This is a genomic window from Monashia sp. HAY1-11D (genome assembly GCF_056868035.1).
The window spans coordinates 1495261-1520954 of the sequence record NZ_CP200320.1 but is presented as its reverse complement, the minus strand read 5'-3'; the positions used below and the strand labels follow the sequence as shown (position 1 = coordinate 1520954).

Sequence of the window (25694 nt, the reverse complement as noted above, 5' to 3'; positions counted from 1 at the left end):
GTCGGAAGGTCCATTACCACCTGAGTCGTTTGGGCCACATTAGGCTGGAGGCATGGAGCTGCACGTCACCCTGACCGGAACGGGCGACCTGACCGCCCAGATCTACGCCCAGGTGCGCGACGCGATCCTCGACGGCCGCCTCGCCGGCGGGGACCGGCTCCCCGCGTCCCGCGACCTCGCCGAGCGGCTCGACGTCGCCCGCGGCACGGTCACCGCGGCCTACGACCGGCTGCTCGCCGAGGAGCTGCTCGAGGCCCGACGCGGCGCCGGGACGTTCGTCACACCGGGCTGCATGCCGCCGGCAGCCGGTCGGCGCACGTCCCGGGGCGGCGGGGTGCTCGTGCCGCGCGGGCCGTGGCGCGTCGCGGGAGCACCGCCACAGGTGCCCGGGCCGGTGGCGGTGGACTTCTCCGTCGGCGTGCCCGACCCGGACCTGTTCCCGTTGGCGACCTGGCGGCGTCTCGTGTCCGGGGTGCTGCGTCGCGGACGGCTCGCCACCGTCACCTACGGCGACACCGGCCCGTCGCGGCTCGAGGTGCAGGTCGCGCGGTACGCCGGACTGTCGCGGTCGGTGGCGGCCCGGCCGGAGGACGTCGTGGTGACGGCGGGAGCCCAGCAGGCCCTCGACATCGTCGCACGCGTCCTCGTCGAGCCGGGGGAGGTCGTCGCCGTCGAGGACCCGGGCTACACGGCGGCCGCACGCCTCCTCGAGACGCACCGCGCCCGGGTCCGCGGCGTGCCCGTCGATGCCGAGGGCCTCGTCGTCGACGCCCTCCCCGCCGGCGCGCGGCTCGTCTACGTCACGCCGTCGCACCAGCACCCGACTGGGGCAGTGATGTCGCTGGGTCGCCGGATCGCCCTGCTGCAGTGGGCTTCCCGGCATGACGCTGTCGTCGTCGAGGACGACTACGACAGCGAGTTCCGGTTCGCCGACCGCCCTCTCGAGCCGTTGCAGAGCCTCGACCGCGAGGGCCGGGTCGTGTACGTGGGCTCCTTCTCGAAGTCCCTCCTGCCGTCGTTGCGCGTCGGGTACGCGGTGTCACCGCCGTCGCTGTCGGGGGCGCTGCGCGAGGCGCGTCGGGTGACGGCGTGGGCCGGTGACGCGGTGACGCACGAGGCCCTCGCCGACTTCCTCGTCGAGGGCCATCACGGCGCCCACGTCCGTCGTGCCACGAAGGTGTACCGCGAGCGCCGAGAGCGGCTCCTCGACGCGCTCGCGGGGCTCGACGAGCACCTCGAGGTCGTGCCGTCGGCGGCCGGCCTGCACGTCTGTGCCGTGCTGCGCGACCCGTCCGCCGACGACGTGGCGCTCGCCGGGCAGGCCCGGGCCGCAGGCGTCTTCGTCGAACCACTGTCGACGCGCTACCGCGAGCAGCCGGTCTGTCATGGGTTTGTGCTCGGCGTCGGTGCGGCGCCCGCCGACCGGGTGGCGGCCGGGGTCGCGGCGCTCGCCGCCTGCCTCAGGCGTCCGCGTCGATGACGTCGCGCGGGTGGCGTCGGACGATGGCGAACTGTGCCGCGAGAGGGACGATGCCGAGGATGAGGACCATCGGCACGGCGAAGCCGACGCGGAGGTTGTCCGAGCCGACGGCGCCGGTGAGGACGGCGCCGAGGAGGGCGCCGGCGTAGTTGAACTGGTTGAAGCGCGCGATGACCTGGTCGACCTTGTCGATGCGGGCCTCGCCGGTCAGGCCCTCGCCCCCGGCGATGGCTCCCGCGGCAGAGAAGCTGAGGGGGGCGATCGTCGCGACGGCGCCGCCGAGGACGGCGAACCCGACGACCGCGACCCACCACGTCGGCGCGAACACGATGACGGCGAGCGAGACCGCGGCGACGACCCCGCTGATGCGCAGCAGCCACACGGCACCGTGCCGGTCGACGAGCCCGTCGCCGAGGGCGCGCGCGAGGAGGGTGGCGAGCAGGTAGGGCAGCGTCGCCAGGGCGGTGAGGGCCTGCGGCGCGTCGAGGGTGCCGTCGAGGTAGACGGGTCCCCACGTCGTGGCGGCGGTGTCGACCATGTAGAAGAGGACCATCGCGACGCCGAGGAGCAGGATCCGGCGCCACGGGACGTCGAGCGGCCCGGCCGTCTCGGCGAGGCGGTCCCGGCGCACGAACGGGGCGGCCAGGCCGGCGAGCGGGAACACGAGCAGCGGGAGCAGCCGCGGGCCCAGCTCGACCGACGCGGTGGCGAGCGTGATGAGGGTGCCGAGGACACCGCCGGCCGTCCAGAAGCCGTGGAACGAGGGCAGGATCGGGCGTCGGTACAGGTGCTCCACCGTGACCGCCTGCATGTTCGAGGACGCGTCGACGAGCCCGAGGGCGAGGCCGTACGCCGCGAGGCCGGCGACGAACACGGCGAACGCCGGCGCGACGAGCAGCACCGCGAACCCCGCCGTGGCCAGCACGAGACCGAACCGCACGACGACCGCGCTCGACGCGCGCTTCGCGACGACCTCCGCGAGGACCGAGCCGACGCCGGCGAGCAGCACCACCATGAGCAGCAGGCCGCTGACGGCGAGCTCGTCGAGGTCCCAGCGGCGCTGGATCATCGGCAGGCGGGTCGTCAGGGAGATGAAGAGCAGGCCCTGGACGAAGAAGGCGGCGCCGGCGGCGAGCCGCGAGCGGCGCAGGGCGGGCGCCTCGGTCTGGACCGTCACGGTGGCTCACGATGGACCCCGCGCGGTCGCTCGTCAAGCGCTCCGCGCCGGGCGAGGACGACGAGCCGGACGCGTCAGCAGCACGGGTCGCCGCGCCAGCTCTGCACGCCCTCGCGCACGGCGACCGCCGCGATGACGAGCGCGGCGACGGCGTCGAGCCACCACCAGCCGAACGCGGCGTTGGCGAGCAGCCCGACGAGCAGCACCGCCGACAGGTACGTGCACAGCAGGGTCTGGGTGCCGTCGGCCACGACGGCGCCGGAGCCGAGCGCACGCCCGGTGCGACGCTGCCAGTGCGAGAGCACCGGCATGACCAGCAGCGACAGCGCCGCGAGGGCGATCCCGACGACCGACGCGTCGGGCTGCTCCCGCGTCACCAGGGCGCGCAGCGACTCGACGGTGACGTACGCGGCGAGGACGAGGAACGAGACGGCGATGACGCGTCTGGCCCGGTGCTCGCGCTCCTCCGGGACCGCGTGGCCGAACTGCCAGAGGATGACGAGACCGCTCATCACCTCGACGGTCGAGTCGAGCCCGAAGCCGATGAGGGCCGTCGAGTCGGCGACGCGTCCGGCGGCGACGGCCACGACGGCCTCGACGACGTTGTAGGCGACCGACGTCGCGGCGAGCAGCCGGGCCCGTCGCGCCAGGACCGCTCGCCGGGACGGCGTCAGCAGCGAGAACACCTGGGGCGTCGGCGCGCTCACCAGTCGGCCCCGGTGCAGGCGGAGCGGTCGGTGGTCTCGACCTGGAGCGTGGCGTGCGCGATGTGGAACCGCTCGCGCAGCACGCCCCCGGCGGCGTCGAGCACCCGGGCGGACGGCTCGGAGGCGGTGGTGACGAGGTGCGCCGTGGCGACGTCCATGCCCGAGGTGAGGGTCCACACGTGCAGGTCGTGGACCTCGACGACGCCGGGGACGCCGGCAAGGGCATCGGCGAGGTCGTCCGGCGCGATGCCGGCCGGTGCGTGCTGCCCGAGCACGGCGACGACCTCGCGGCCCAGCCCGAGGGCGCGGACGGCGACGAACACGGCGATGGCGAGGGCGACACCGGTGTCCCACCAGGCGCTCCCGGTGGCCCGCACGAGCAGCGCGGCCACGACCACACCGACCGACCCGACGGTGTCGGCGACGACCTCGAGGTAGGCGCCCTTGACGTTGAGGCTCTCGCCCGCCCCACCACGGAGCAGGAGGAGGGCGGCGGCGTTGAGGACGAGTCCGAGGAGGCCGACGACGAACATCGTCCCCGACGCGACGGAGGGCACGGTGCCGATGCGTCCGACCGCCTCCACGACGATGTAGACCGACACCCCGAGCATGAGCAGCACGGCCAGGCCGGAGGCGAACACCTCGGCGCGGTAGGAGCCGAAGGTGCGGCGCCCGGTGGTGTCGGCCCGTGCCGCGATGCGGGTCGCGACGAGGGCCGCTCCGAGGGTCACGACGTCGGCGGCCATGTGCCCGGCGTCGGACAGGAGTGCGAGCGAGCCGGAGACGAGGCCGGCGGCGAGCTCGACGACGAAGAAGGCGGCGACGAGGACGAACGCGACCGCGAGCCGCCACCGGTGGCGCCCGCCGGCGTGCCCGTGCGCGTGCCCGTGAGAGTGCCCGTGCGAGTGGTTGTGGCTCACCGGGCGACCCCGTCGTGGAGGGCGTGCTCGCGGGTGACGTCGAGCAGCAGCCGGACGTGGGCGTCGGAGAGGCGGTAGAAGACGTTGCGGCCCTCGCGCCTGCCGGTGACGACACCGGACGCGCGGAGCAGCCGGAGCGCCTGCGACACGGTCGCCTCCGCGGTGGTCGTCGCGGCGCCGAGGTCCCAGACGCACAGCTCGCCGGCTTCGAGGAGGGCGTAGAGGAGGCGGGCGCGCGTGGGGTCCCCGAGCAGCTTGAAGACGCTCGTGACCCGGGCGAGCTCGTCGGCGCCGGGCGCGTGCTCGGAGGCGAGCGCGACCTTCTCGGGGTGCACGCAGGGGGTGGTGCAGGCGTCCAGGCCGGCGACCGTCGACATGGAGTCGTCCTCTCATCTGACTGGATGTTCAGATGTCACTGTCGTGGACGGGGCCCGCCGCTGTCAACAGCGCGGCAGACTGGCGGCCATGCTGCGACTGACGGTGACGGTGCCGGCCGCCCTGACCGACGAGGTGACGGGCCTGCTCGCGGACTCGACCGCCGTGAGCACGCTCGTCGTGCACCGTGGCGCCGCGATCCGCCCGGCCGGTGACGTGGTCGAGGCCGACGTCGCGCGCGAAGGGGCCAACCACCTCGTCGACGCGCTCCGCGACCTTGGCGTCCACGAGGAGGGCTCGCTGCACGTCGAGCCGGTGCCCACCTGGATCTCGAGGGCGGGCTTCGAGGCCGACGAGACGACCCCGGGCAGCAGCGCCGACGCCGTCGTGTGGGCCGAGGTCGCCCAGCGCTCCTACGAGGACAGCGAGCTCAACTGGACGTTCCTGTCCTTCATGTCGCTCGCGACGCTCATCGCCGGCATCGCCATCGTCCTCGACAGCCAGATCCTCGTCATCGGCGCCATGGTGCTCGGCCCGGAGTTCGGCGCGGTCGCGGCCCTCGGTGTGGCGCTCGTGCGGCGCCGGGCCCTGTTGTTCGGGGTCGCCGCGCGGACCCTCGTCGTCGGGTTCGCGGTGGCGATCGTCGTGACCTGCCTGGCCGGCCTGGTCGGGCGCGCCCTCGGGTGGGTCACGCTCGAGGACATCACCGGCGAGCGGCCGGCCACCGACTTCATCTACACGCCGGACCGGTGGTCGTTCATCGTCGCCGTGCTCGCCGCGGCGGCCGGCGTGCTCTCCCTCACCTCCGCGCGGGTCGGTGGCCTGAGCGGAGTCTTCATCTCGGTCACGACGATCCCGGCGGCCGGCAACGTCGGCCTCGGGCTGGCGTTCGGCGCGTGGGGCGAGGTGCGCGGCAGCGGCCTGCAGCTGGTCGTCAACCTCGTCGGGATGGCCCTGGCCGGCTGGCTGACGCTCGCCCTGCAGAGGGCCGTGTGGTCCCGCGTCCCGGCGCCGCGCTCGCACTCGCGGCTGAGCCGTCGGGTCCATGCGGACCCCCCGCGGCAGCGTGAGAACTGAGGTCCGGGTAGCGGTCGGACGTGGGGTTGACAGCGACCTCGGCCGTCCCTATGTTAACGCTCACATCGCGCGGTCGGACGCCCACGAGGACGGTCCGACGCGGTGACACCCGGACGCAGTGCCCTTCGCTCGTGGCTTCCCGCCGCGTGCCCGACAAGGAAGTCACCGGCATGTCCGACACGACGCTGCGCGGGTTCTCCCGGCGTCCCCTCGCGGTCCTCGCCACCCTGGCCCTGGCCCTCCCGCTGGCGGTCTCGACGGTCGTTGCCGCGGCCGCCCCGACCCGGGCCGCGGGTGCCGAGTCCTCGCTGGACCAGGGTCTCGTCGTCCGGTACGCGCTCGACCAGACCTCCGGCACGACGGTGCCCGACGCGTCCGGCCACGGCCGCGACGCCACGGTCAGCGGCGACACCACGTGGCTCGGCGCCGAGGGGCTGGGCCTCGGCGGCACGAACGGCCACCTGCGCCTGCCCGACGACCTGATGAGCGGCCTCACGGCCATCACGGTGTCCACGCAGGTGTGGATCGACCCGGCACAGGCCACGCCGTACTTCGTCTGGGGCCTCGGCAACACCGCGAGCGGGGCCGGCAACGGTTACCTCTTCACGACCGGCAACGCCTACCGCACCTCGATCGCGAGCGGCAACTGGTCCACCGAGCAGACCGTCACGGCCGGCCGCAACGTCGACCGCGGCCAGTGGCGCACCCTGACCTACACGCTCGACGCCGGCACCGCCGTGCTGTACGAGGACGGCGTCGAGGTCGGGCGCCGGACCGGAGTCACCCTGACACCCGGATCGATCGGCGGCGGGACGACCACGGCCAACTACCTCGGCCGCTCGGTCTACACCGCGGACAGGTACCTCAAGGGCAAGGTGCGCGACTTCCGCGTCTACGACCGGGCCCTCACCGGCGACGAGGCGCGGCAGCTCGGCGCGCTGACCGCCTCGCTGCGGGTCGCCTCCGACGCCGCGGCTCTCGACCTCGGTGACACCTCGGCCGTCACCGACGACCTTCCGTTGTCGACGAAGGGTGCCGGCGGCTCGACCGTCGCCTGGGCCTCGAGCGACCCGGACGTCGTGGCCCCCGACGGAACGGTGACACGTCCGGCCCCCGGCGCCGGGAACGCGACCGTCACGCTGACGGCCACCGTCTCGTACGCCGCGTCCTCGGCGACGAAGACGTTCACCGTCACGGTGCTGCAGGACATCACGGCGGAGCAGAAGGTCGCGAACGCCCTTGCGGCCGTGTCGATCCCGGATGCCACTGCCGTCCGCGGCAACGTCACGCTCCCGACGGCCGGAGCGCGCGGCGTCACCCTGTCGTGGACGACGAAGGACCCCGAGGTCGTCACGGCGACCGGTGAGGTGACGCGGCCGCCCTACGGCAGCAAGGCGGCCGCCGGTCGCCTCGTGGTCCGCGCCACGCTCGGCTCCGTGTCCGACACCCGCAACCTCACCCTGACCGTCCTGCCGCTGCCGAAGAAGGAGGCCCTCGAGGGCTACGCCTTCGCGTACTTCACCGGCGAGGGCACGGCCGACGGTGAGCAGATCTACATGGCGGCGAGCCGGGGCAACGACCCGCTCCACTGGGACGAGCTCAACGGTGGGCGGCCCGTGCTCACCTCGACCGAGGGCGAGGAGGGGGTCCGTGACCCCTTCGTCATCCGCAGCCCCGAGGGCGACCGCTTCTTCCTCATCGCGACCGACCTCAAGGTCTACGGCAACGGTGACTGGGACCGCAGCCAGCGCACCGGCAGCCGCTACATCGAGGTGTGGGAGTCGACCGACCTCGTCAACTGGGGGCAGCAGCGTCACGTCCTCGTCTCGCCGAAGGAGGCCGGCAACACGTGGGCGCCCGAGGCGTACTACGACGACACCATCGGCGCCTACGTCGTCTTCTGGGCCTCCAAGCTCTACGCCGCGGACGACCCGCAGCACACCGGCAGCACGTACAACACGATGCAGTACGCGACGACCCGCGACTTCCGCACCTTCAGCGAGCCCAAGGTCTGGGTCGACCCCGGGTACTCGGTCATCGACTCCACGGTCATCAAGAACGGCGACACGTACTACCGGTTCACCAAGGACGAGCGGAACAACACCTCGTCGACGCCGTGCAGCAAGTTCATCCTCGAGCAGAGGTCGACGTCCTTGCGCTCGACCGACTGGGGCTTCGTCAAGGACTGCATCGGCAAGGCGACCGCGACGAGCCCGGGCATCAACCAGGGCGAGGGGCCGACGGTGTTCAAGTCGAACACCGAGGACAAGTGGTACGTCTTCATCGACGAGTTCGGCGGGCGCGGCTACGTCCCGTTCGAGACCACGGACCTGGATGCCGGCACCTTCACGATGTCGCAGGACTACCAGCTCCCGGGTCGGCCCCGACACGGCACCGTGCTGCCCGTGACGAAGGCCGAGCTCGAGCGGCTGCGGACCGGGCCGTCGCCCGCGCCGACGACGAGGAAGGGCGTCATCGCCGACTACCGCTTCGCCACGACGGCCGGGGGCACGGCGGCCAGCGTCCCCGACGCGTCCGGCAACCAGCGCCCGGCGACGCTCAAGGGCGATGCGACGCGCACGACCGACGCGCTCCAGCTCGGCGGCACCGACGGCTACGTCGACCTGCCCGACAACCTCCTCGCGGGGCTCGACGCCGTCACGGTGTCGACCCAGGTGTGGGTCGACCCCAGCCAGCCGACGCCGTACTTCCTCTGGGGCCTCGGCAACACGCTGAACGGGTCCGGCACCGGGTACCTCTTCGCCACAGGTGACGCCTACCGCACCGCCATCGCTCCGGGGAACTGGTCGACGGAGCAGAACACGACGTCCGGACGCGACCTGCCGCGCGGCTCGTGGCACACCCTGACCTACACGCTCGCCGGCGGCACCGCGGAGCTCTACCTCGACGGGGCACAGGTCGCCCGCACCACGAACGTCACGGTGACGCCGGGGCAGCTCGGGGACGGCGTGACGACCGCCGGCTACGTGGGCCGCTCCCTGTACTCGGGCGACCGCTACCTCAAGGGCCGGGTCCGGTCGTTCACCCTGTGGAACCGCGGCCTCTCGGCCGAGGAGGTGCTCGGGCTGCCGGGCAACGAGACCGAGATCGGGTCGGTGACGCTCGACGCGCTCAGGGTGCCGGCCATCATCGACTCCACCGCGGGCACCGTCACGCTGCCGGTGAAGCCGGGCACCGACGTCCGCCACCTCGCGCCGACGTTCGGCGTGCCCGTGGAGGCGCGGGTGACGCCCGGCAACGGCTCCACCCAGGACTTCTCGACGCCCGTGACCTACACGGTGACCGGGGCCGACGGGACGACGCGGGCGTGGAAGGTCAGCGCGGTGGTCATGAACAGCCCGGTCCTGCCCGGCTACAACGCCGACCCGAACATCGTCCGGTTCGGGGACACGTACTGGATCTACGCGACGACGGACGGCTTCGAGGGCTGGTCGAGCACGACGTTCACGACGTGGTCGAGCACCGACCTCGTCCACTGGACCGCGCACCCGGTCATCCTCGACCTCGGGCCGGACGTCTCGTGGGCCGACGGCCGGGCCTGGGCACCGGCGGCGCTCGAGAAGGACGGCCGGTACTACCTGTACTTCTGTGCGGACGCGAAGATCGGTGTGGCCGTTGCGGACTCGCCCGCCGGGCCCTTCCGGGACGCCATCGGCAAGCCGCTCGTCGCGTCGAACCCGAACGGCGGCCAAGCCATCGACCCGGCGGTCTTCACCGACGACGACGGCCAGAGCTACCTCTACTGGGGCAACGGCAACGCGTACGTCGTGCCCCTGAACGCCGACCTGACCTCGTACGACCCGGCCAGGGTGGTCCGGCTCACCGGGCTCACCGACTTCCGCGAGGGCCTGTTCATGCACAAGCGCAACGGCACGTACTACCTGTCGTGGTCGATCGACGACACGCGCAGCGAGAACTACCGGGTCGGCTACGCGACGATGACGAGCCCCATCGGGGCGGGCCTGGTCAACCGCGGGGTCATCCTGTCGAAAGACCCGTCGCTCGGCATCCTCGGCACCGGCCACCACTCGGTGGTCCAGGTGCCCGGCACCGACGACTGGTACATCGCCTACCACCGGTTCGCGATCCCCGGCGGCGACGGCATGCACCGCGAGGTGACCATCGACCGGCTCCGCTACAACCCGGACGGCACGATCGCCCCCGTCGTGCCGACCCTCGGGAGCGTCCCACCGCTGCGCTGACGGTGGTGACGTGACCCCACCGGTCGGCCCGCCTCCCCTCCAGCGGGCCGACCGAGTGGCCGATGACAGGCGTGTTGGCCGGCGGCGTGTCCCGGAACGACGCGTCGATCGAGTCGACCAACCACGGGTGAGCAATCCTGGGCGACGGTGACGTGCCCTCGCCGTGACCTGACGACGGCCTGCCCTGATGCGCGTCGAGATGCCCTACTCGCTGCCTAACCAGTGCGCGATCCTGCGCTTTGCGGCCGCCTAATGGACGGCCCGGGTGGGCCCGAGCCCGCCGGGCCCGATCGCGCGCACCCGTCGGCCCGAGGGCTTGCTGCGGGCAACGGTGCGGGTCGAGACGTCGCGGTTCGCCGGGAAGAGGTCGAGGCCGGATAGAGCTCAGTACCGGGACGGGTCGTCCCGCGCTGGTCCAGGTCGACCGCGTGGCCGAGCTCGCACGTGTCTGACGCAATGGGTGCACGGACCAGCAAGAGACGATACCCGAGGTCGGCTCGGCGGCACATAGGTGTCGCGAAATCCGCTGGGGCTCAGAAGAATTGGTTGTGGATAAGGGTTCCCATCCCATTCGAACACCTGTACGATAATGGCATGTCGCAGGCGGTGATCGAGCAGGACTGGGACCTCGTCGCGTCCCTGGCCGCCGACCTGCACGACGCCCACGCCCGCCTCGTCGAGGCCGTCGCCGCCGCGCTGGTCGAGGGGTCCTGGCAGGCGGCCGGGATCCGCTCTCCGGAGCACTGGCTCGTCGTGCGGGCCGGGCTCTCGCGCGGGCAGGCCGCCGCGGTCGTGCTGCTGGCCCGGCGGGCGGCCGAGCTGCCGGCCACCACCGCCTTGCTGCGCGAGGGCCGGATCAGCCTGGACCAGGCCGCGGTGGTGGCCCGGCACACCCCGGCCGCCTTCGACGAGACGGTCGCCGAGTTCGCCCGGCACGCGACGGTCCCGCAGCTGCAACGCACCGTCACCCGCTACGACTTCACCCTCGAACCTCGCCTCCTCGACGACGACGGCAACCTCCTGCCCGCCGAACGACCCACCGGTCCCGACGCCGGCGCCGAGCACGAGGCCGGGCCCGCGCGGCCGCAGCTCGTCGCCCCGGCGTCGTTGAGCATGGGAACCGGCCCCGACGGCCGGTTCCGGCTGCGGTACGAGGCGCCCGCCGAGGTCGGCGCGCTCGTGCGGGCCGCGCTCGCCGAGGCCAGGGACCACCTCTTCCGCGCCACCGGGCAGGACCCGGACCGGCACGAGGTCATCGAGGAGGTCATCGAGGGCGACCCGGCCGCCCATCCCGGCCCGCACCGGGTCACCTGGGCCGACGCGCTCGTCCTGCTCGCGACCCGCTCCCTCGAGTCCGGAACCGCCCCCACGCGCGCCCGACGCGCCCGCTACCGGGTCCAGGTCCACCTGGACACCGACGGCGGCTGGCTCACCGGCACCCCGCGCCTGCCCCGCCACATCGCCGACGGGCTCACGTGCGACGGCACCCTGACCCCGGTCTGGCAGACCGAGGGGCGCCCGGTCAACGTCGGCCGCAGCCAGCGGGTCGTGCCGCACCGGACCCGGGTCCTCGTGCTGGACCGCGACCGCGGCTGCCGCTTCCCCGGTTGCCGGGCCAGCACCGACATCCACCTCGAGGTCCACCACCTCACCCACTGGCGCGACGGTGGGCCCACCGACCTGGCCAACCTGCTGTGCCTGTGCACCTTCCACCACGACGGCCACCACCGCGGCGAGTACACCATCACCGGCGACCCCACCAAGGCGGACGGGCTCGACTTCGCCAGCCGGTACGGGCTGGCGATCGGGCCGCCGGCCCGGCCACCCCGAGCCGACCGACGACCCGCCACGCACCACAGGCCAACCGAACCCGCCGGGCCAGCCGAATCGGCCAAGGCATGGCGCCCGGGCCCACCACCGCACCCACGCCCACGCCCACAGCCGCGCCTCGGGCGCACCTACCCTGCCCCGACCGGCGGCACCCTGCACCTGCACCTCGTCGACTTCACCCCCACCCGCGCCGCCCCGGCACCGGGCTGACCCGACGAGACGGGTGCCAGGGCGAACTCGGCTCGCCGACGTACGCGCCGACGTGCGCCGAGGTCGGGTCAGGGGGTCGTCGGGGTCGGAGTCGGAGGAGGCGGCGGCGGGAGGACGTAGGTCGTCGACAGGGCGCCGTTGACGAGGGCGAGGAAGGTGCCCGTCTCCTGCCGGATGACGGCGTAGCGCGCCGCTGCCTGCGGTGACCCCGCCTCGGCCTCACGCGTGGCGGCGTCGGCGAAGAGCCGGAGCGAGGACAGCCGCGCGTAGTACGTCGGGGCGTCGAGGCCCGGTGGTGGAGCGCCCGCGGCGAGCACGGCGAAGTGGTGGGTCAGCGCGTCGAGGCGTACGGCGGCCTCGCTGCCGGCCAAGGGCATCCGGTCGAGCAGGCGGATGTCGCCGAGCAGCGCGGAGTACCCGGCCAGAGCCGTCGCCCGGTTGAACACCGTCGTGCGCGTCAGGGCAGGTCGCGGGAGCATCGTCACGGTCACGGTCGGGGTGGCTCGCACGGTGACCGTCGAGGTCACCGGCACCGTGGTGGTCCGCGTGACGGCCTGCGTCTGCGTCACGGTCACGCTCACGGTGGCGGTGCCGCCGGCTCCCTGCGGCGCGGCCTGGCTCAGCTCGACGGAGGGCTTGCCGGCGGTGCACCCGGTCAGCGACCCGGTCAACCCCGCTGCGAGTGCGGCTCCGAGCAGGCCGACGCGTGCGGCACGGACGTGGTGCACGGTCGCCTCCTCGGTCGTCGGCTCGGGCGGTCGGTGCCCGGTCCGACGATTGTCGTCACGGCGTCGCTCGTTCGGGCCGGAACGCGCGAAACGGGTTCGACCTCGCGCAGGCACGCGGCACCGGGTGCCGGCCGGTCAGAGCAACGAGCTGGGGTCGTCGGGGATGTCGGCGGCGTAGTCCTGGAGCAGCTGGAGCGGCACGATCTCGAGCGCCTTCTCGTGGGTCGCAGCGAGGAACACCGGCGCGGCCACACCGTCCTGCTGGGCCTGCAGCCACCGCGCGGCGACGACGCACCACCGGTCCCCGGGCGTCAGGCCCGGGAAGCGCCACTCGGGCCGTGGCGTCACGAGGTCGTTGCCGACGGAGCGCTGGTGGTCGAGGAACTCGCGGGTGGCGACGACGCAGATGGTGTGGCTGCCGCGGTCCTCGGGTCCGGTCGTGCACCAGCCGTCGCGGTAGAAGCCGGTCAGGGGGTCGGTGCCGCACGGTTCGAGGTCGCCGCCGAGCACGTTGCGCTCCCGCCGATCCGCCATGGCCTCAAGGTAGCGCGCCGTCCGGAACGGCGACGTCATCGGCGACCCGGGGCCGCCGCGTGGCTAGGCTGGGCCCATGCCGGCGATGCGCGACTGGGACGCCTACGAGCAGGACTACGTCGACGCGTGCCGTTCCCGCGTCGAGACGCAGGTGGCGATGTTCCGCGAGGTCGCCCAGGCGTCCCGCGACCACGGCGACGCCGACGTCGTGCTCCTCGAGGGCGCCCTGGAGTCGCTCGAGTCCGAGTACTTCAACAACATGGTCATCGTCCTCGAGCGCTACTTCGACCACCGGCTCCGGGCGCTCGAGGGCAGGGACGGCGGGGCGGTCCAGGAAGTGCGGGCCATCGTCCGCTCCCTGCTCGAGAACGGCGGCACGCTGGACGCGGAGGCCCGGCTCGCCTCCGATCCGGCCGGCTCGGTCCTCGGGCTCGCGCCGGGTGACCCCATCCGGCTGACGCTCGGGCAGTACGTGCGCCTCTCCGACGCGTTCTTCCGCGAGATCGAGAGCCGCTTCCCGCCGGGCGGGCAGGGCTGACGCGTCGTGCCCGGTCCACCGCTGCCCGACGAGGTCACCGCGTTCCTCGCCCGACCCAACCACGCCACCATGAGCACGGTGCGCCGTGACGGCCAGCCCGTGTCGGTCCCGACCTGGTACCTCTTCGAGGACGGTCAGGTCCTCGTCAACCTCGACGCGGGACGCACCCGGCTCGCTCACCTGCGCCGTGAGCCGCGGGTCGCCCTGAGCGCCATGGACCCCGACGACTGGATCACGCACGTCAGCGTCCAGGGCCACGTCGTCGAGCTCGTCGACGACGTCGACCTGCGCGACATCGACCGCATCGCGCGGCACTACACCGGGTCGCCGTACCGGGTGCGCGACCGAGCCCGGGTCACGGCCCGCATCGAGGTCGACCGCTGGCATGCGTGGGGCCGGCTCCGGGACGCCAGGTGAGGGAACGCGTCCGACGCGACCCCCTCGGGATCCCCCACCTGTGGGCCGACGACGTCATGGAGCTGGCTCGGGTACAGGGCCAGGTCACCGCCCTCGACCGTGCCTGGCAGGTGGAGCACCACCGGTGGCGCATGGAGGGACGTACCGCCGAGTACCTGGGCGCGGCAGGCGTGGACTGGGACCGGTTCGCACGACAGGTGCGGCTCGAGTGGACGGTCCGCCGCTGCTTCGAGAAGCTCGACGCCGAGACCCAGGAGTGGCTCTCGGCCTACGTCGACGGTGTGAACTCCACTCTCGCAGAAGGCCTTTCCGACTCCACCGAGATCCGGGCCCTCGGCCTCGAGGCCTACGCGGCCGCGCCCCGACCGTGGCAGCCGTGGACGCCCCTCGGCATCTTCTGGGGCATCCACCTGCTCTTCGGCACGTTCCCGTCGAAGCTGTTCAACGCCCACGTCGCCGAGCGGCTCGGCCCGCACGTCGTGCCGCTGCTGCGTACCGAGGGTTCCGACCGCTCGGGCAGCAACGCCTGGGTCGTCGCCGGGCACCGCACGGCCAGCGGGAAGCCGCTCGTCGCGGGTGACCCGCACCGGACCATCGAGCTGCCGGGGTGCTACCAGCAGGTCGGGCTCGCCTGCCCCGAGCTCGACGTCGTCGGCTTCACGTTCCCCGGCGTGCCCGGGGTCCAGCACTTCGCGCACACGGGCACGGTGGCGTGGGGCATCACCAACGCCATGGCCGACTACCAGGACCTCAGCACCGAGTCGCTGCGGGTCATCGGGCGTGACGCCGCCGGCGGACCCGTCGTCGAGGCACGCGGTGTCGAGGGCTGGGAGCCGGCCGAGGCGTCGACCGAGATCGTCCGCGTGCGGGGTGGCGACGACGTCGCCGTGCCCGTCGTCGTGACCCGACGCGGGCCGGTCGTCACCGGCGTGGAGGCGGCCCTCGAGGCGGCCCTCGAGGGCGGATCCGAGGCGAGGTCCGGCGAGCCACGGCGTCCGGCCACCACCCCGCCGGTGTACAGCCTGCGCACCCCGACGGGCGTCGAGCAGGACCTCGGCTTCTCGGCGCTGCTGCCCCTCCTGCGCGCCCGCACCGTCGAGGACGTCGAGGCGGCCCTCGCCCACTGGGTCGAGCCGGTCAACAGCGGCCTCGTCGCCGACGCGTCGGGACGCGTCCGCCACGTCGTCGCCGGACGGGTGCCCGACCGCGACCCCGCGGCCCTCGAGCTACCGCTGCCGGCGTGGGACCCGAGGCACGCGTGGCACGGCTACCGGACGCCTCCGGCCACCGACGTGGAGGACGTCATGGTGAGCGCCAACGACCGGGCGAGCGGTGGCGGCCTCGGCATCGACTACGCGACTCCCTTCCGCGCCGGCCGGATCCGTGAGCTCGTCGGGGACCGCACCGGTCTCACCGTCGAGGACTTCGCCGCGATCCACGTCGACACCCTCAACGGCCAGGTGGCCGCGATGCGTCCGCTCGTCGAGGCCGCCGTCGTGGAGGGCCGCGCCGCGGACGCCCGCGAGACCCTCCTCGCGTGGGACGGTCACAGCGACGTCGACAGCCACCCCGCGGCGCTCTTCGCCGCCTGGCGCACCGCGCTCGTCCGGTGGTTCGCCGAGCAGCCACCGCTGGCCGCGGTCTGCGAGCCGCTCGGCCACTCGCGCGTCTTCGCCGCGTGGACCAACCCGTTCGCCCAGCTCGGAGCCGGCTGGCACACCCTCGTCGAGGGCGCCGACGCGCTCGGCATCGACGTCCCGGCCGGCGTGGGCGTGGCGCTCGACCGCGCCGCTGCGTCGGTCGGGCCCGACGCCGTGTGGGGCGACCGGCACCGGCTCGACCCGTTCCACGCGCTCGACGGCCTCGCGAACCCCGAGGGCTCCGAGGGCCTCGCGCGCTCCGCGGGCCTCGCGGGGGTGCCGACGGTGACGCCCCATCCCGTCCCCGGCGACAAGGGGTGCGTCCTCGCCGCGGCGAGCGCCCCGGGTGTCACGGACCGCGCCTACGGCGGCCCCGTGGCGCGTTACGTCTGGGACCTCGCCGACCGCTCGGCCAGCCGGTGGGTCGTTCCGCTCGGTGCCTCCGGTGTGGAGGGCGACCCGCACTTCTGCGACCAGACGGAGGCCTGGCTCGCGGGTCGCCTCTACCGCGTGCACGACCGGGACGACGCCTGACCCGCCACACTTGACCATTCTTTTACCTTTTACGGGATATATCCTGACTTTCCCCGTACGCTCGTCCTGACGGACCGGGTGGGACGGTCCGCGGTGGTCGGGTCGAGGGTCCCGACCGTGAGGGGTGGAGGGGGTCCGGACGTGTCCTGGACGATGACGATTCCCGGTTTCGCACTCGATGCCGCGCTCGACCGTGCCTTGGTCCCGGTCGGGGTCGCCGGCGGCGAACGCCTCCTGCCCGACCCTGAGTGGCCGGTGCCGCCCCGCGGCTGGCACCTCTGGGCCGCGGCGCTCCCCGACCCCGGCTCGCGCCGCTCGCCGTCGGACGCCGCGTCCCGCGAGCCCGGCCACGGCGAGGTCGACGTCACCGGTGACGACGAGACGCGCCCCTTCGTCGAGGCCGACGACACGGCCTTCACCCTCCCGTCGCGTCCCGCGCACGCACCTCGCGACAGGGTCGACCTGCTCGGGGGCCGTGGCCGCCGCCTGCCCGAGGGCTCCGGTCTCGGCTTCACGCTCATGGCCGCCCTCGTCGTCCTCGGCACGCTCATCGGCGGACCCACCGGCGGCCTCGTGGTCCTCGGCGTCTCGACGCTCCTCGCCGCCTCCGCAGCGATCGTCCTCGGCCGACTGACGCTGCACCACGTCGGTGGCGCGCGCGGTGGCGGTGTGCTGCTCGTCGTCGCGGCCTGCGCCCTCATCGTCGGCTCCCTCGATGCGGCGGCCCGCCGGCTGGACGCCCCGCAGCACGACGTCTCCGTCCCCGTCCCTGTCTCCTCGCCCGCGGCCTCCGACCTCGTGTCGACGCCGACGGCCTCGACGGCGGTGACGGGGTCGACGCACCGCGAGAGCACCGAACTGGGCACCGAGCTGACCACCGAGCTGGGCATCGTCCCGTCGGTCACCGGGACGCTCCTGCCGCACGACGCGCCTCCGTCCGCGTCGATGCCGTCCGACCGACGGGCCACGCCGGCCACAGCGGCCGCGCGGGCCGCGGATGTCGCGGGCGGCGGGGCCACCCGGGCTCGTCCCTCGTCGGCGCCGGTCGCGCCGTCCCTGCCAGTGCTGCCGACAGACGCGTTCGCCCCCCGGCTGCCGGCCCTCGACGGCCTCGCCACGCCCCTCGAGCCCCTCGAGCCGCTCGCGTCGACGCCGGTCGGCGGCGTGGGTAACGCGGCGAAGAACACCGTGCAGCAGCGCGCGAACCACGGTGCGGAGGTCCTCGTGGAGAACCTGTCGGGGAACGCCGCCGGGCTCGGGGCGGCGACCGCCAGGCCCGCCGCCGGCGACGTCCTGGCCGCGCACCCGGCCCGCTGACCGGACCGCAGGCCGGAGCACAGACCGCAGCTCGGACTGCAGCACAGGCCGGCCCCGGTAGGCGGCATCGGTGTGCCGCATGCGGAGCCGCCTCTCGTGCCGGTCGCGCTGTGCGAGAGTGACCCCGTGAGCACAACGACGCGGCGCTCGGCTGCCCTCTGGCTCGTCGGCGCCGCCCTCGTGGGTGCCGCTGCGGCCGTCCTCCACGTCCTGCGATCCGACTTCGGCGGCGGCCACGCGAGCCCGGGCCTCGCGGTGTCGGCCTACCTCGTCACCGGCCTCGCCGCCCTGATGCTCTACCACGGCATCGTCGTCGCGGCCCGGGCCCAGGACGCGGCGGCCCCCCGCGCGATCGAGGACGAGGTCGAGCCCTGGCCGCGCCCGGGCGACCCGTCCGACGGCACCGCGCTCGACCGCGACCGCGTCGACCCGGTGGACCCGGTGGACCCCCTCGACCCCCTCGACCACCCCGACGCCGCGACCACCCCGCCGGCGGTCGAGACGCACGAGGTCTACACCTTCCGGCGCGGCAAGCGCATCGGGCACGGCTGACGTCGTCGAGGCTGCTCGTCCGGCTGCGGTCGGTGGGCGCGGGCACAATGGCGACATGACCGACGGCGCCACCCGCTGGGTGCTCCACGTCGACCTCGACCAGTTCATCGCGGCGGTCGAGGTGCTGCGACGCCCCGAGCTCGCCGGCCGGCCGGTCATCGTCGGCGGCCGTGGCGACCCCACGGAGCGGGCCGTCGTCTCGACGGCCAGCTACGAGGCACGCCGGTACGGCGTGGGGTCGGGCATGGCGCTGCGGATCGCGGCGCGCAAGGTGCCCGACGCCGTCATCCTGCCGGTCGACGCCGAGGCCTACACCGAGGCTTCCGGACGGGTCATGGACGCGCTGCGCTCGCTCGGGGTCGTTGTCGAGGTCCTCGGCTGGGACGAGGCGTTCCTCGGGGTCGAGACCGACGATCCCGAGGCGTTCGCCGGCCTGGTGCGCCAGACCGTGCTCGAGGCCACCGAGCTGCACTGCTCCGTCGGCATCGGCGACAACAAGGTGCGGGCCAAGATCGCGACCGGGTTCGGCAAGCCACGCGGCGTCTTCCGCCTCACGAGGGACAACTGGTTCGAGGTCATGGGGGACCGGCCGGTCATCGACCTGTGGGGCGTCGGGTCGCGGGTGTCGAAGCGGCTCGCCGCGCTCGGCCTCGACACGGTGCGCTCCCTGGCCGAGGCCGACGAGTCCGCCCTCGTCGGCGAGTTCGGCCCGCGCATGGGGGTCTGGTACCACCAGCTCGGCCGCGGCCTGGGGTCCGCGGTCGTCGACGACAGCCCATGGGTCGCCCGAGGCCACAGCCGCGAGACGACGTACCAGCAGAACCTGACGACGCCGGCCGAGGTGCAGGAGGCCGTCCGCGTGCTCGCCGCCCAGGTGTTCGCGGACACCGTCAAGGAGGGGCGACCGGTCTTCCGGGTCACCCTCAAGGTGCGGTATGCACCGTTCTTCACGCAGACGAAGGCCCGCAAGCTGGCGGCCCCGACGACCGACGTCGCCGACGTCGTCGCGGCCGCCGTCGAGCTCGCCGGTCGCCTCGACCCGGACCGCGAGGTGCGCCTGCTGGGGGTCCGGGCCGAGCTGGTCATGCCCGAGGAGGGCGACCCCGTCGAACGCACGCCGATCCGCGGTCGCCTCTGACGCCGCGCGACGAGCAGTGGCAGGACGCTGTCAGGTTCGTGGCCTACGGTCGTGCGCATGTCTTTGCGCGCGAGCAGCCCTGCCGAGGCCGGACGCCGGGTGGGCGGGTCGCGCCTGCTGCTGGCGGTCGTCGGCTGCGCGGTCGTCGTGGCGCTGCTCGCGGTCGTCCGCGACCCGCTCTACACGTGGACGGCTCACCTCGGTGACTCGCTGCCCGGCCCGGTCGGTGCCCTCGTGGAGGTCGCGGGCGAGCTCGGCATCCTCGTGCTCCTCAGCGCGGCCGGTCTGCTGGCCTGGCGCGCGCGGTCACGGGGGCTCGAGCACGTCGCCGTCGCGGTCGGCGCAGGCCTCAGCGTCGTCGGGGCGTACGCGCTGAGCGAGCTGGTCAAGGCCGTCGTCCGGGAGGAACGACCCTGCCGCACCCTCGCGGTGCACCCGCTCGCGGCCTGCCCAGCGGTGGGCGACTACTCGTGGCCGAGCAACCACGCCGTCATCGCCGCGGCGCTCGCGACGGCCGTCGTCGTCATGGTGCCCGTGTGGTGGCGGTTCGCCGCCCCCGTCGCCCTCACCGTCGCCGTCGCGCGGGTCCTGACCGGGGCGCACTACTGGCACGACGTCGTGACGGGCCTGGCCGTGGGCGTCCTCGTCGTGTGGTTCGCCACCTGGGCGCTCGTGCCCTGGCTGCACGATCGCCTCGAGGCCTGGGTCACGGCCTCGGCCCCCGACCCGGTGCGTCGTCTCGTCGGGGCGCCGGTGCACGACCGGGCCGACGCCTGAGGGTCCCGTGCGAGGCGTCCGGCTCGGCGGCGCGGCCGCAGGCAGGCGATGGCCCCGGGCGGCCGTCCACCCGGGGCCTCGTGCGTCGTGATGGTCAGCTCTCGGAGTCGGAGGACCCGCCCGACTCGATCGACTGGGTGCCACCGCCGTGCGAGACGGAGATCTTGCGCGGCTTGGCCTCCTCCGCGACCGGGATCACCAGGGTGAGGACGCCGTCACGGTAGTCCGCCTCGATGCGGTCGAGCGCGAGCCCGCGACCGAGCGACAGCTGGCGGGCGAAGGTGCCCGTCGGGCGCTCCCGCGAGAGCCACTGCGCGCCCTCGACCTCGGGGGCCGGGCGCTCGGCCCGGACCGTGAGGGTGCGGTCCTCGACATCGATGTCGATGCTCGAGGGGTCGACGCCCGGCAGGTCGATGCGGGCCACGAAGTTCTCGCCGGACCGGTAGAGGTCCATCGGCATGACGGCGCCGGCACTCGAGCGCAGGCCGTCGGTGAAGAGACGGTCGAACGTGCGGTCGAAAGTGCTGCGGAACGGGTCGAAGGTGGTGGTGCTCATGTCAGTTCTCCTCGATGAACGGTGGCCGTATCTGATGGGCCAACGGTGACCTTTCTTGAGTGGTAACCGCTCAACTTCGTGCTGTGTTCCCGAGGATACGACGGGTTCCGCGCCAGCTCAAGAGGGCCCCGACGGCAGAGGGCCCGGCGGTGGTCTCCCACCTCCGGGCCCTCCTCCCGTCCCCGCCGACCGACCGTCGGCGAAGGTCCCTGGCGTGCCTGCGCGGCGTCAGGCGCGCCCGTGGGCCGCCCGGCTGCGCCGGCTCAGCGCATCCACCGTCACGGCGAGGAGCAGGACCGCGCCGGTGATCATGTACCGCTCCGGGGAGCCGAGGTTGATGAGCGCGAGGCCGTTGCTGATCGACTGGATGACGAGGATGCCGAGCAGTGCCGCGTAGGCCGAGCCGCGCCCGCCGAAGAGGCTCGTCCCGCCGATGACCGCGGCCGCGATGGCGTTGAGATTGGTGTCGGCGCCCCCGCTGCTCTGGTTGGCCGCCGCGAGGCGGGCCGCCGCGAAGATGCCGCCGAGGGCCGCGAACGTCGAGCACAGCGCGAAGACGGTGAGGTAGGTGCGCCGCACGTCGATGCCGGCCCGACGGGCGGCCTCGACGTTGCCGCCGACCGCCATGACCGAGCGCCCCCAGCTCGTGCGCCGGATCGCGAAGTCCATGACGACGACCAACGCGAGGAACACGAGGAACATGACCGACACGCCGCGGTCCTGGTTGAGCACCGCGATGGGCGCGAGCAGGACGACCGCGAGGAAGGCGGCGCGGGCCACGACGAAGCCCACCGGCGTCGTCGACAGGCCGGCCGCGTCTCGCCGGGCGTTCGCGCGCAGCCTGCTCGCGGCGTAGGCCGCCACCACGAGCGCGGCCAGGACGTAGGCGACGACCGGCGGCAGGAAGGTCTGCTGGGCGAAGGTGACCAGTCCGGACTGGAAGGGCAGGTTGATCGAGCCGGTCTCGCCGAGGACCTTCAGCTGCAGCCCGAGGAAGCCGAGCAGACCGGCCAGGGTGATGACGAAGCTCGGCACCCCGAAGCGGGTGTAGACCGCGCCGTAGGCCAGGCCGATGACGGTGCCCGCGAGGATCGCCGCGACGATCGCGACGAGCGCCGGCCAGCCGCGCTCGACGGTCCCCACCGCCACGATCGCCGCCGCGAGGCCGCTGATCGAGCCGACGGACAGGTCGATCTCGCCGAGCAGCAGCACGAGGACGATGCCGATCGAGATCGTGCCGATCGCCGCGCTCTGGAGGGTCAGGTTGACGAGGTTGCGCGGGGACAGGAACGCGTCGTTGAGGCTCTGGAAGACCACCCAGATGATGACGAGGCCGACGACGACCGGTAGCGCGCCGAGGTCACCGCTGCGCAGCCTCGCGAAGAAGGCCCGGGCGGCACCTGCCACGCCGGCCTCGGCGATGAGCCGTTCGTCCTGCAGGTCGGCGGGCAGGGCGGCGGCCCGGGCGGCCGGTTGGGCCGGCGTCGCGTGGGCGGCATCCTCGGCCCGAGCGGCGAGGCCGGCGCCTGCCGGTGCGGTCGAGTCCCGCGTGGGGTCGGGGGTCGTCGTGCTCATGACTGCTCCTGCGGCTCGGGCTGCTCGGTGTGCTGGTCGGGCTCGGGGTGCCCGGCATGGGCCCGTCGCGAGGCGCGCTCGGACACCGCGTTGGTCGTGGCGCCCGTGATCGCGGCGATGATCTCCTGCACGCTCGTGCGGCTGACGTCGAACGTGCCGTTGTTGCGTCCGAGGCGCAGCACCGTGACACGGTCCGCGACGGCCATGACGTCGCTCATGTTGTGGCTGATGAGGATGACGCCGAGGCCGTTCTCGCGCAGGCGCTCGACGAGGTTGAGCACCTCGGCGGTCTGGGCGACGCCGAGGGCCGCGGTCGGCTCGTCGAGCATGACGACCTTGGGGTCGCCGAGCAGCGAGCGGGCGATCGCGACCGTCTGGCGCTGGCCGCCCGAGAGGCTCGCGACGGGGATGCGGACCGAGGGGATCCGCGCCGAGAGCTGGCGCAGCAGGCGCCAGCTCTCCTTCTCCATCGTCACCTCGTCGAGGGCCCGACCGCTGTGCAGCTCGCGGCCGAGGAACAGGTTCGCGACGACGTCGAGGTTGTCGCAGAGGGCGAGGTCCTGGAACACCGTCGCGATGCCGAGTCGCTGGGCCTCCGCCGGGGACGTGACGCTCGCCGGCGCGCCGGCGAACTCCATGGTGCCGGCATCGGGGGTGTAGACCCCGGCGATCGTCTTGACGAGGGTCGACTTGCCGGCGCCGTTGTCGCCGACGAGGGCGACGACCTCGCCCGGGTGGACGTCGAAGTCGATGTTCGACAGGGCCTGGACCGCGCCGAAGCGTTTGGAGATGCCGCGCAGCGAGAGCACGGCCGTCTGCGTCGGTGCAGGAGGCGGCGAGATGGTGGCGGTCATGGCCGTCCTTCGGTCGGTGAGGGATCGGGAGAGGGGGCGGGAGGGGAGCGGTCGGGCGGATGGACGGGGTGCGGGCGGCCCGGTCGGCGCCGCCCGCACCCCGTGCGTCAGCTGATGCCGGCAGCCGAGCAGGCGGCGGCGAAGCTGCCCGAGCAGATGTCGGCAGTCTTGTAGATGCCGTCCTTGACGACGGTGTCCTTGATCTTGTCCTTGGTGACGGCGATCGGGTCGAGGATCGTGGCCGCGATGCCCTTGAAGTCGCCGGACTTCTCCGGCGTCTCCTTGGCGGCCAGGGCGAGGGCGGCCTTGGCGGCGGCCTCGGCCTCGGGCTTGATCGGCTTGTAGATCGTCATGGCCTGGTCGCCGGACAGGATGCGCTGGATGGCGGCGAGCTCGGAGTCCTGGCCGGTCACCGGCGGCAGCGGGTTGACGCCGCCACCCTTGAGGGCCGCGATGGCGCCGCCGGCGGTACCGTCGTTGGCCGCGTAGACCCCGACGAGGCTGCCCTTGACCGCGGCGATCTGCCCCTCCATCCACTGCTGGGCCTTGTCGGGGCTCCAGTCCGGGGTGTCGTACTCGGCGGCGACCTTGAAGCCGCTGCCGTCGATGACGCTGTGGGCGCCCTTCTTGAAGTCGGCGGCGTTGGGGTCGGTCGGCGACCCGTTGATCATGACGAGGTCACCGGTGGTCTTGCCGCCCTTCTTGACCAGGTCGACGAGGGTCTGGGCCTGCAGCTTGCCGACGGTCTCGTTGTCGAACGAGACGTAGTAGTCGGCGCCGTCGATGAACCGGTCGTAGGCGACGACGGGGACGCCGCTGCTCTTGGCGCTGGCGACGACGGACGCCGCGGCCTTGCCGTCGACGGGGTCGAGCACGAGGACCGAGGCGCCCTGCGTCAGCGCGGCCTCGGCCTGCTGCTGCTGCTTGCTCGCGTCCTGGTCGGCGTTGCTGTAGATGACCTGGCAGTCCGCGCACGACGCCTTGACGGCGGCCTCGAAGAGAGGCCGGTCGAAGGTCTCGTAACGGGTGGTCTTGGACTCGGGCAGCAGCAGGGCGATCTTCTTCCCGCCACCGCCACCGCTGCCGGCGGCCCCGCCGCTGCTGCCGGCGTTCGAGCCGCTGCCGGAGCCGCCGCACGCGGCGAGCGAGGTGATGCCGAGGCCGGCGGCGAGGACGAGGCCGGCCAGACGGGTCGAGCGAGCACGCATCTTGTGGAACTCCCTTGTTCTTGCGCCGGCAACCTCCGTGGTGCGGCCGGACACGAGTACAGCGTGGCGACCCGGTTGACGTCAAGCCTTGAATTCAAGGCGTGGACGTAATTGTGACCAGGAGTCCCTGGCGGGACGCCAGCAGCGTCTCCGCTGCGACGATGGCGCCGACGACGTCGGCATCGGTGTCGAGCTCCGAGCGGCGCACCTCGAGCGAGGCTGCCGCGCTCGGGATGGCACTGCGCTCGACCTCCCGACGCATCGGCTCGGCGATGAGGTTCCCGACCGCCGAGAGCTGGCCACCGAGCACGATGACCTGAGGGTTGAGCAGGTTGACGAGGCCCGCCACCGCCACCCCGAGGTGCCGACCGGCGTCGTCGAGGACGCGACGGCAGCCCGGGTCGCCGTCGATCGCCCGGGCCACGAGGTCGCGCAGGGTCAGCCGCCCGTGCGAGGCGGCCAGGGCCTCCGTGAGCGCCGCGGACCCGATGAACGTCTCGAGGCAGCCGCGGTTGCCGCACCGGCAGATCGGACCGTTCTCGTCGATCGTGAGGTGGCCGATCTCGCCCGCCGTGCCCGCGTGCCCGCGGAAGAGGTCGCCGCCGAGCACGAGGCCGGCTCCCACGCCGTACGACAGCTTGATGAACACGCCGTCCGAAACCCCTTGCAGCGCACCGCATCTCAGCTCACCGAGGGCACCGAGGTTGGCCGTGTTGTCGACCGACACGGGCGCCCCGATGCGACCGCTCATCTCGTCCGCGACCTCGACGCCGCGCCACCCCGGCAGGATGCTCTCGGACCCGACCTGACCCGTGACGCTGTCGACGGGCGCCGGGATGCCGACGCCCACCGCCCTGATGTCCGGCATCGTCTTGCCGGCCTTCTCGACGAGGTCGGCAAGGAGGCGGGAGGCGCGCTCCATGCCCTCGTCGGCCTTGTGGTTCGACGGCAGCGGCATGCGCTGGCGACCGACGACGTCGCGGGGTCCGGTGGCCACGGCGACCCGCACGTCGCGGTCGCCGAAGGCGATGCCCGCGAGCAGCGTGTTGCCGGTCGCGAGCGAGACGAGGACGGCGCGGCGGCCGTTGCGGATGCTCGGGGCCAGCTCGACGGCCCCCGCGGCGTCCAGCTCCTTGACCATGTTCGAGACGGTGGCCGGCGACAGCCCCGTCGACCCGGCGATCTCGACCTGCGTCATCGCACCGTGGTCGCGCAGCGCCTCGAGGACGCGCAGGCGGTTGGCTTCTCGCAGTGAGGCCTGCGAGCCGGGAGATGCCTGCACTGGGTTCACGGGCTAAAGATAAGGGCTGGGTTCGCTTTGGGCCAG

The 25694-nt window shown here is 73.4% G+C and carries 22 protein-coding genes; 11 read left to right on the top strand and 11 right to left on the bottom strand.

Features of this window, described 5'->3' with window-relative positions; all coding sequences use genetic code 11:
• Positions 1-52: 52 nt before the first annotated feature.
• Positions 53-1480, top strand: a complete 1428-nt coding sequence (pdxR, locus tag AC1VM9_RS07010; RefSeq protein ID WP_483121993.1) for a MocR-like pyridoxine biosynthesis transcription factor PdxR — start codon at positions 53-55, stop codon at positions 1478-1480.
• Here the strand turns inward: pdxR and AC1VM9_RS07005 are convergent.
• From AC1VM9_RS07005 to AC1VM9_RS06990, 4 genes are all read right to left on the bottom strand, one after another.
• Complete coding sequence (locus tag AC1VM9_RS07005; RefSeq protein ID WP_483121991.1) at positions 1461-2657, bottom strand: MFS transporter; 1197 nt, start codon at positions 2655-2657, stop codon at positions 1461-1463. The two genes, pdxR and AC1VM9_RS07005, sit on opposite strands and share 20 nt — an antisense overlap.
• A 74-nt stretch (positions 2658-2731) precedes the next feature.
• On the bottom strand, positions 2732-3364 hold the full coding sequence (locus tag AC1VM9_RS07000; RefSeq protein ID WP_481345859.1) for a cation efflux transmembrane domain-containing protein: 633 nt from the start codon (positions 3362-3364) through the stop codon (positions 2732-2734).
• Positions 3361-4284 carry a cation diffusion facilitator family transporter gene (locus AC1VM9_RS06995; protein WP_483121989.1) on the bottom strand — a complete coding sequence of 308 codons (924 nt, stop codon included), beginning with the start codon at positions 4282-4284 and terminating at the stop codon, positions 3361-3363. Before AC1VM9_RS06995 ends, AC1VM9_RS07000 begins: the two co-directional genes overlap by 4 nt.
• Entirely contained in the window at positions 4281-4661 is a 381-nt protein-coding gene (locus AC1VM9_RS06990; RefSeq protein ID WP_483121987.1) for an ArsR/SmtB family transcription factor, read from the bottom strand. The genes AC1VM9_RS06995 and AC1VM9_RS06990 overlap by 4 nt, the downstream gene beginning before the upstream one ends.
• 88 nt (positions 4662-4749) lie before the next feature.
• Here AC1VM9_RS06990 and AC1VM9_RS06985 point away from each other — a divergent pair, with 88 nt between their 5' ends.
• The 3 genes from AC1VM9_RS06985 (at position 4750) to AC1VM9_RS06975 (ending at position 11999) form a co-directional block, all read left to right on the top strand.
• A complete protein-coding gene (locus AC1VM9_RS06985; protein ID WP_483121985.1) occupies positions 4750-5736 on the top strand; it encodes a DUF389 domain-containing protein in 987 nt (328 codons plus the stop codon).
• 170 nt (positions 5737-5906) lie between these two features.
• Positions 5907-9959, top strand: coding sequence for a family 43 glycosylhydrolase (locus tag AC1VM9_RS06980; RefSeq protein ID WP_483121983.1), 4053 nt, complete (start codon positions 5907-5909; stop codon positions 9957-9959).
• Between the two features lie 594 nt (positions 9960-10553).
• Positions 10554-11999 (top strand): HNH endonuclease signature motif containing protein, encoded by a 1446-nt coding sequence (locus tag AC1VM9_RS06975; protein ID WP_483121981.1) that lies wholly within the window; start codon positions 10554-10556, stop codon positions 11997-11999.
• A gap of 68 nt (positions 12000-12067) precedes the next feature.
• Here the strand turns inward: AC1VM9_RS06975 and AC1VM9_RS06970 are convergent, their stop codons facing one another.
• Positions 12068-12727, bottom strand: coding sequence for a hypothetical protein (locus AC1VM9_RS06970; protein WP_481345855.1), 660 nt, complete (start codon positions 12725-12727; stop codon positions 12068-12070).
• Between the two features lie 135 nt (positions 12728-12862).
• A complete protein-coding gene (locus AC1VM9_RS06965) occupies positions 12863-13261 on the bottom strand; it encodes a DUF2237 family protein (protein ID WP_481341755.1) in 399 nt (132 codons plus the stop codon).
• A 76-nt stretch (positions 13262-13337) separates the two neighbouring features.
• Between AC1VM9_RS06965 and AC1VM9_RS06960 the strand changes: the two genes are divergently transcribed.
• The 7 genes from AC1VM9_RS06960 to AC1VM9_RS06930 all read left to right on the top strand — a co-directional run bounded on the left by AC1VM9_RS06960 (position 13338) and on the right by AC1VM9_RS06930 (position 20174).
• Positions 13338-13799, top strand: a complete 462-nt coding sequence (locus tag AC1VM9_RS06960; RefSeq protein WP_481345854.1) for a hypothetical protein — start codon at positions 13338-13340, stop codon at positions 13797-13799.
• A gap of 6 nt (positions 13800-13805) precedes the next feature.
• Positions 13806-14216: a TIGR03618 family F420-dependent PPOX class oxidoreductase gene (locus AC1VM9_RS06955; protein ID WP_481345853.1), complete on the top strand. Its 411-nt coding sequence runs from the start codon at positions 13806-13808 to the stop codon at positions 14214-14216.
• Positions 14213-16390 (top strand): penicillin acylase family protein, encoded by a 2178-nt coding sequence (locus tag AC1VM9_RS06950; protein WP_481345852.1) that lies wholly within the window; start codon positions 14213-14215, stop codon positions 16388-16390. Before AC1VM9_RS06955 ends, AC1VM9_RS06950 begins: the two co-directional genes overlap by 4 nt.
• Positions 16391-16531: 141 nt before the next feature.
• Entirely contained in the window at positions 16532-17707 is a 1176-nt protein-coding gene (locus AC1VM9_RS06945; protein ID WP_483121978.1) for a hypothetical protein, read from the top strand.
• 126 nt (positions 17708-17833) lie between these two features.
• A complete protein-coding gene (locus AC1VM9_RS06940; protein WP_481345850.1) occupies positions 17834-18259 on the top strand; it encodes a hypothetical protein in 426 nt (141 codons plus the stop codon).
• A gap of 55 nt (positions 18260-18314) precedes the next feature.
• The gene (locus AC1VM9_RS06935) at positions 18315-19397 is read left to right on the top strand and encodes a DNA polymerase IV (RefSeq protein ID WP_481341749.1); all 1083 of its coding nucleotides are present in this window, start codon (positions 18315-18317) and stop codon (positions 19395-19397) included.
• Positions 19398-19454: 57 nt separating this feature from the next.
• Complete coding sequence (locus tag AC1VM9_RS06930) at positions 19455-20174, top strand: phosphatase PAP2 family protein (RefSeq protein WP_481345849.1); 720 nt, start codon at positions 19455-19457, stop codon at positions 20172-20174.
• A 94-nt stretch (positions 20175-20268) separates the two neighbouring features.
• Here AC1VM9_RS06930 and AC1VM9_RS06925 read toward each other — a convergent pair whose 3' ends face one another.
• The 5 genes from AC1VM9_RS06925 to AC1VM9_RS06905 form a co-directional block, all read right to left on the bottom strand.
• The gene (locus AC1VM9_RS06925) at positions 20269-20730 is read right to left on the bottom strand and encodes an Hsp20/alpha crystallin family protein (protein WP_481341747.1); all 462 of its coding nucleotides are present in this window, start codon (positions 20728-20730) and stop codon (positions 20269-20271) included.
• Positions 20731-20958: 228 nt separating this feature from the next.
• The gene (locus tag AC1VM9_RS06920; RefSeq protein WP_481341746.1) at positions 20959-22305 is read right to left on the bottom strand and encodes a sugar ABC transporter permease; all 1347 of its coding nucleotides are present in this window, start codon (positions 22303-22305) and stop codon (positions 20959-20961) included.
• Positions 22302-23159, bottom strand: a complete 858-nt coding sequence (locus AC1VM9_RS06915; protein ID WP_481341767.1) for an ATP-binding cassette domain-containing protein — start codon at positions 23157-23159, stop codon at positions 22302-22304. Before AC1VM9_RS06915 ends, AC1VM9_RS06920 begins: the two co-directional genes overlap by 4 nt.
• A 107-nt stretch (positions 23160-23266) precedes the next feature.
• Positions 23267-24367 (bottom strand): ABC transporter substrate-binding protein, encoded by a 1101-nt coding sequence (locus tag AC1VM9_RS06910; protein WP_483121973.1) that lies wholly within the window; start codon positions 24365-24367, stop codon positions 23267-23269.
• Between the two features lie 94 nt (positions 24368-24461).
• Positions 24462-25658: an ROK family transcriptional regulator gene (locus tag AC1VM9_RS06905; RefSeq protein WP_481346720.1), complete on the bottom strand. Its 1197-nt coding sequence runs from the start codon at positions 25656-25658 to the stop codon at positions 24462-24464.
• Between the last annotated feature and the right edge of the window lie 36 nt (positions 25659-25694).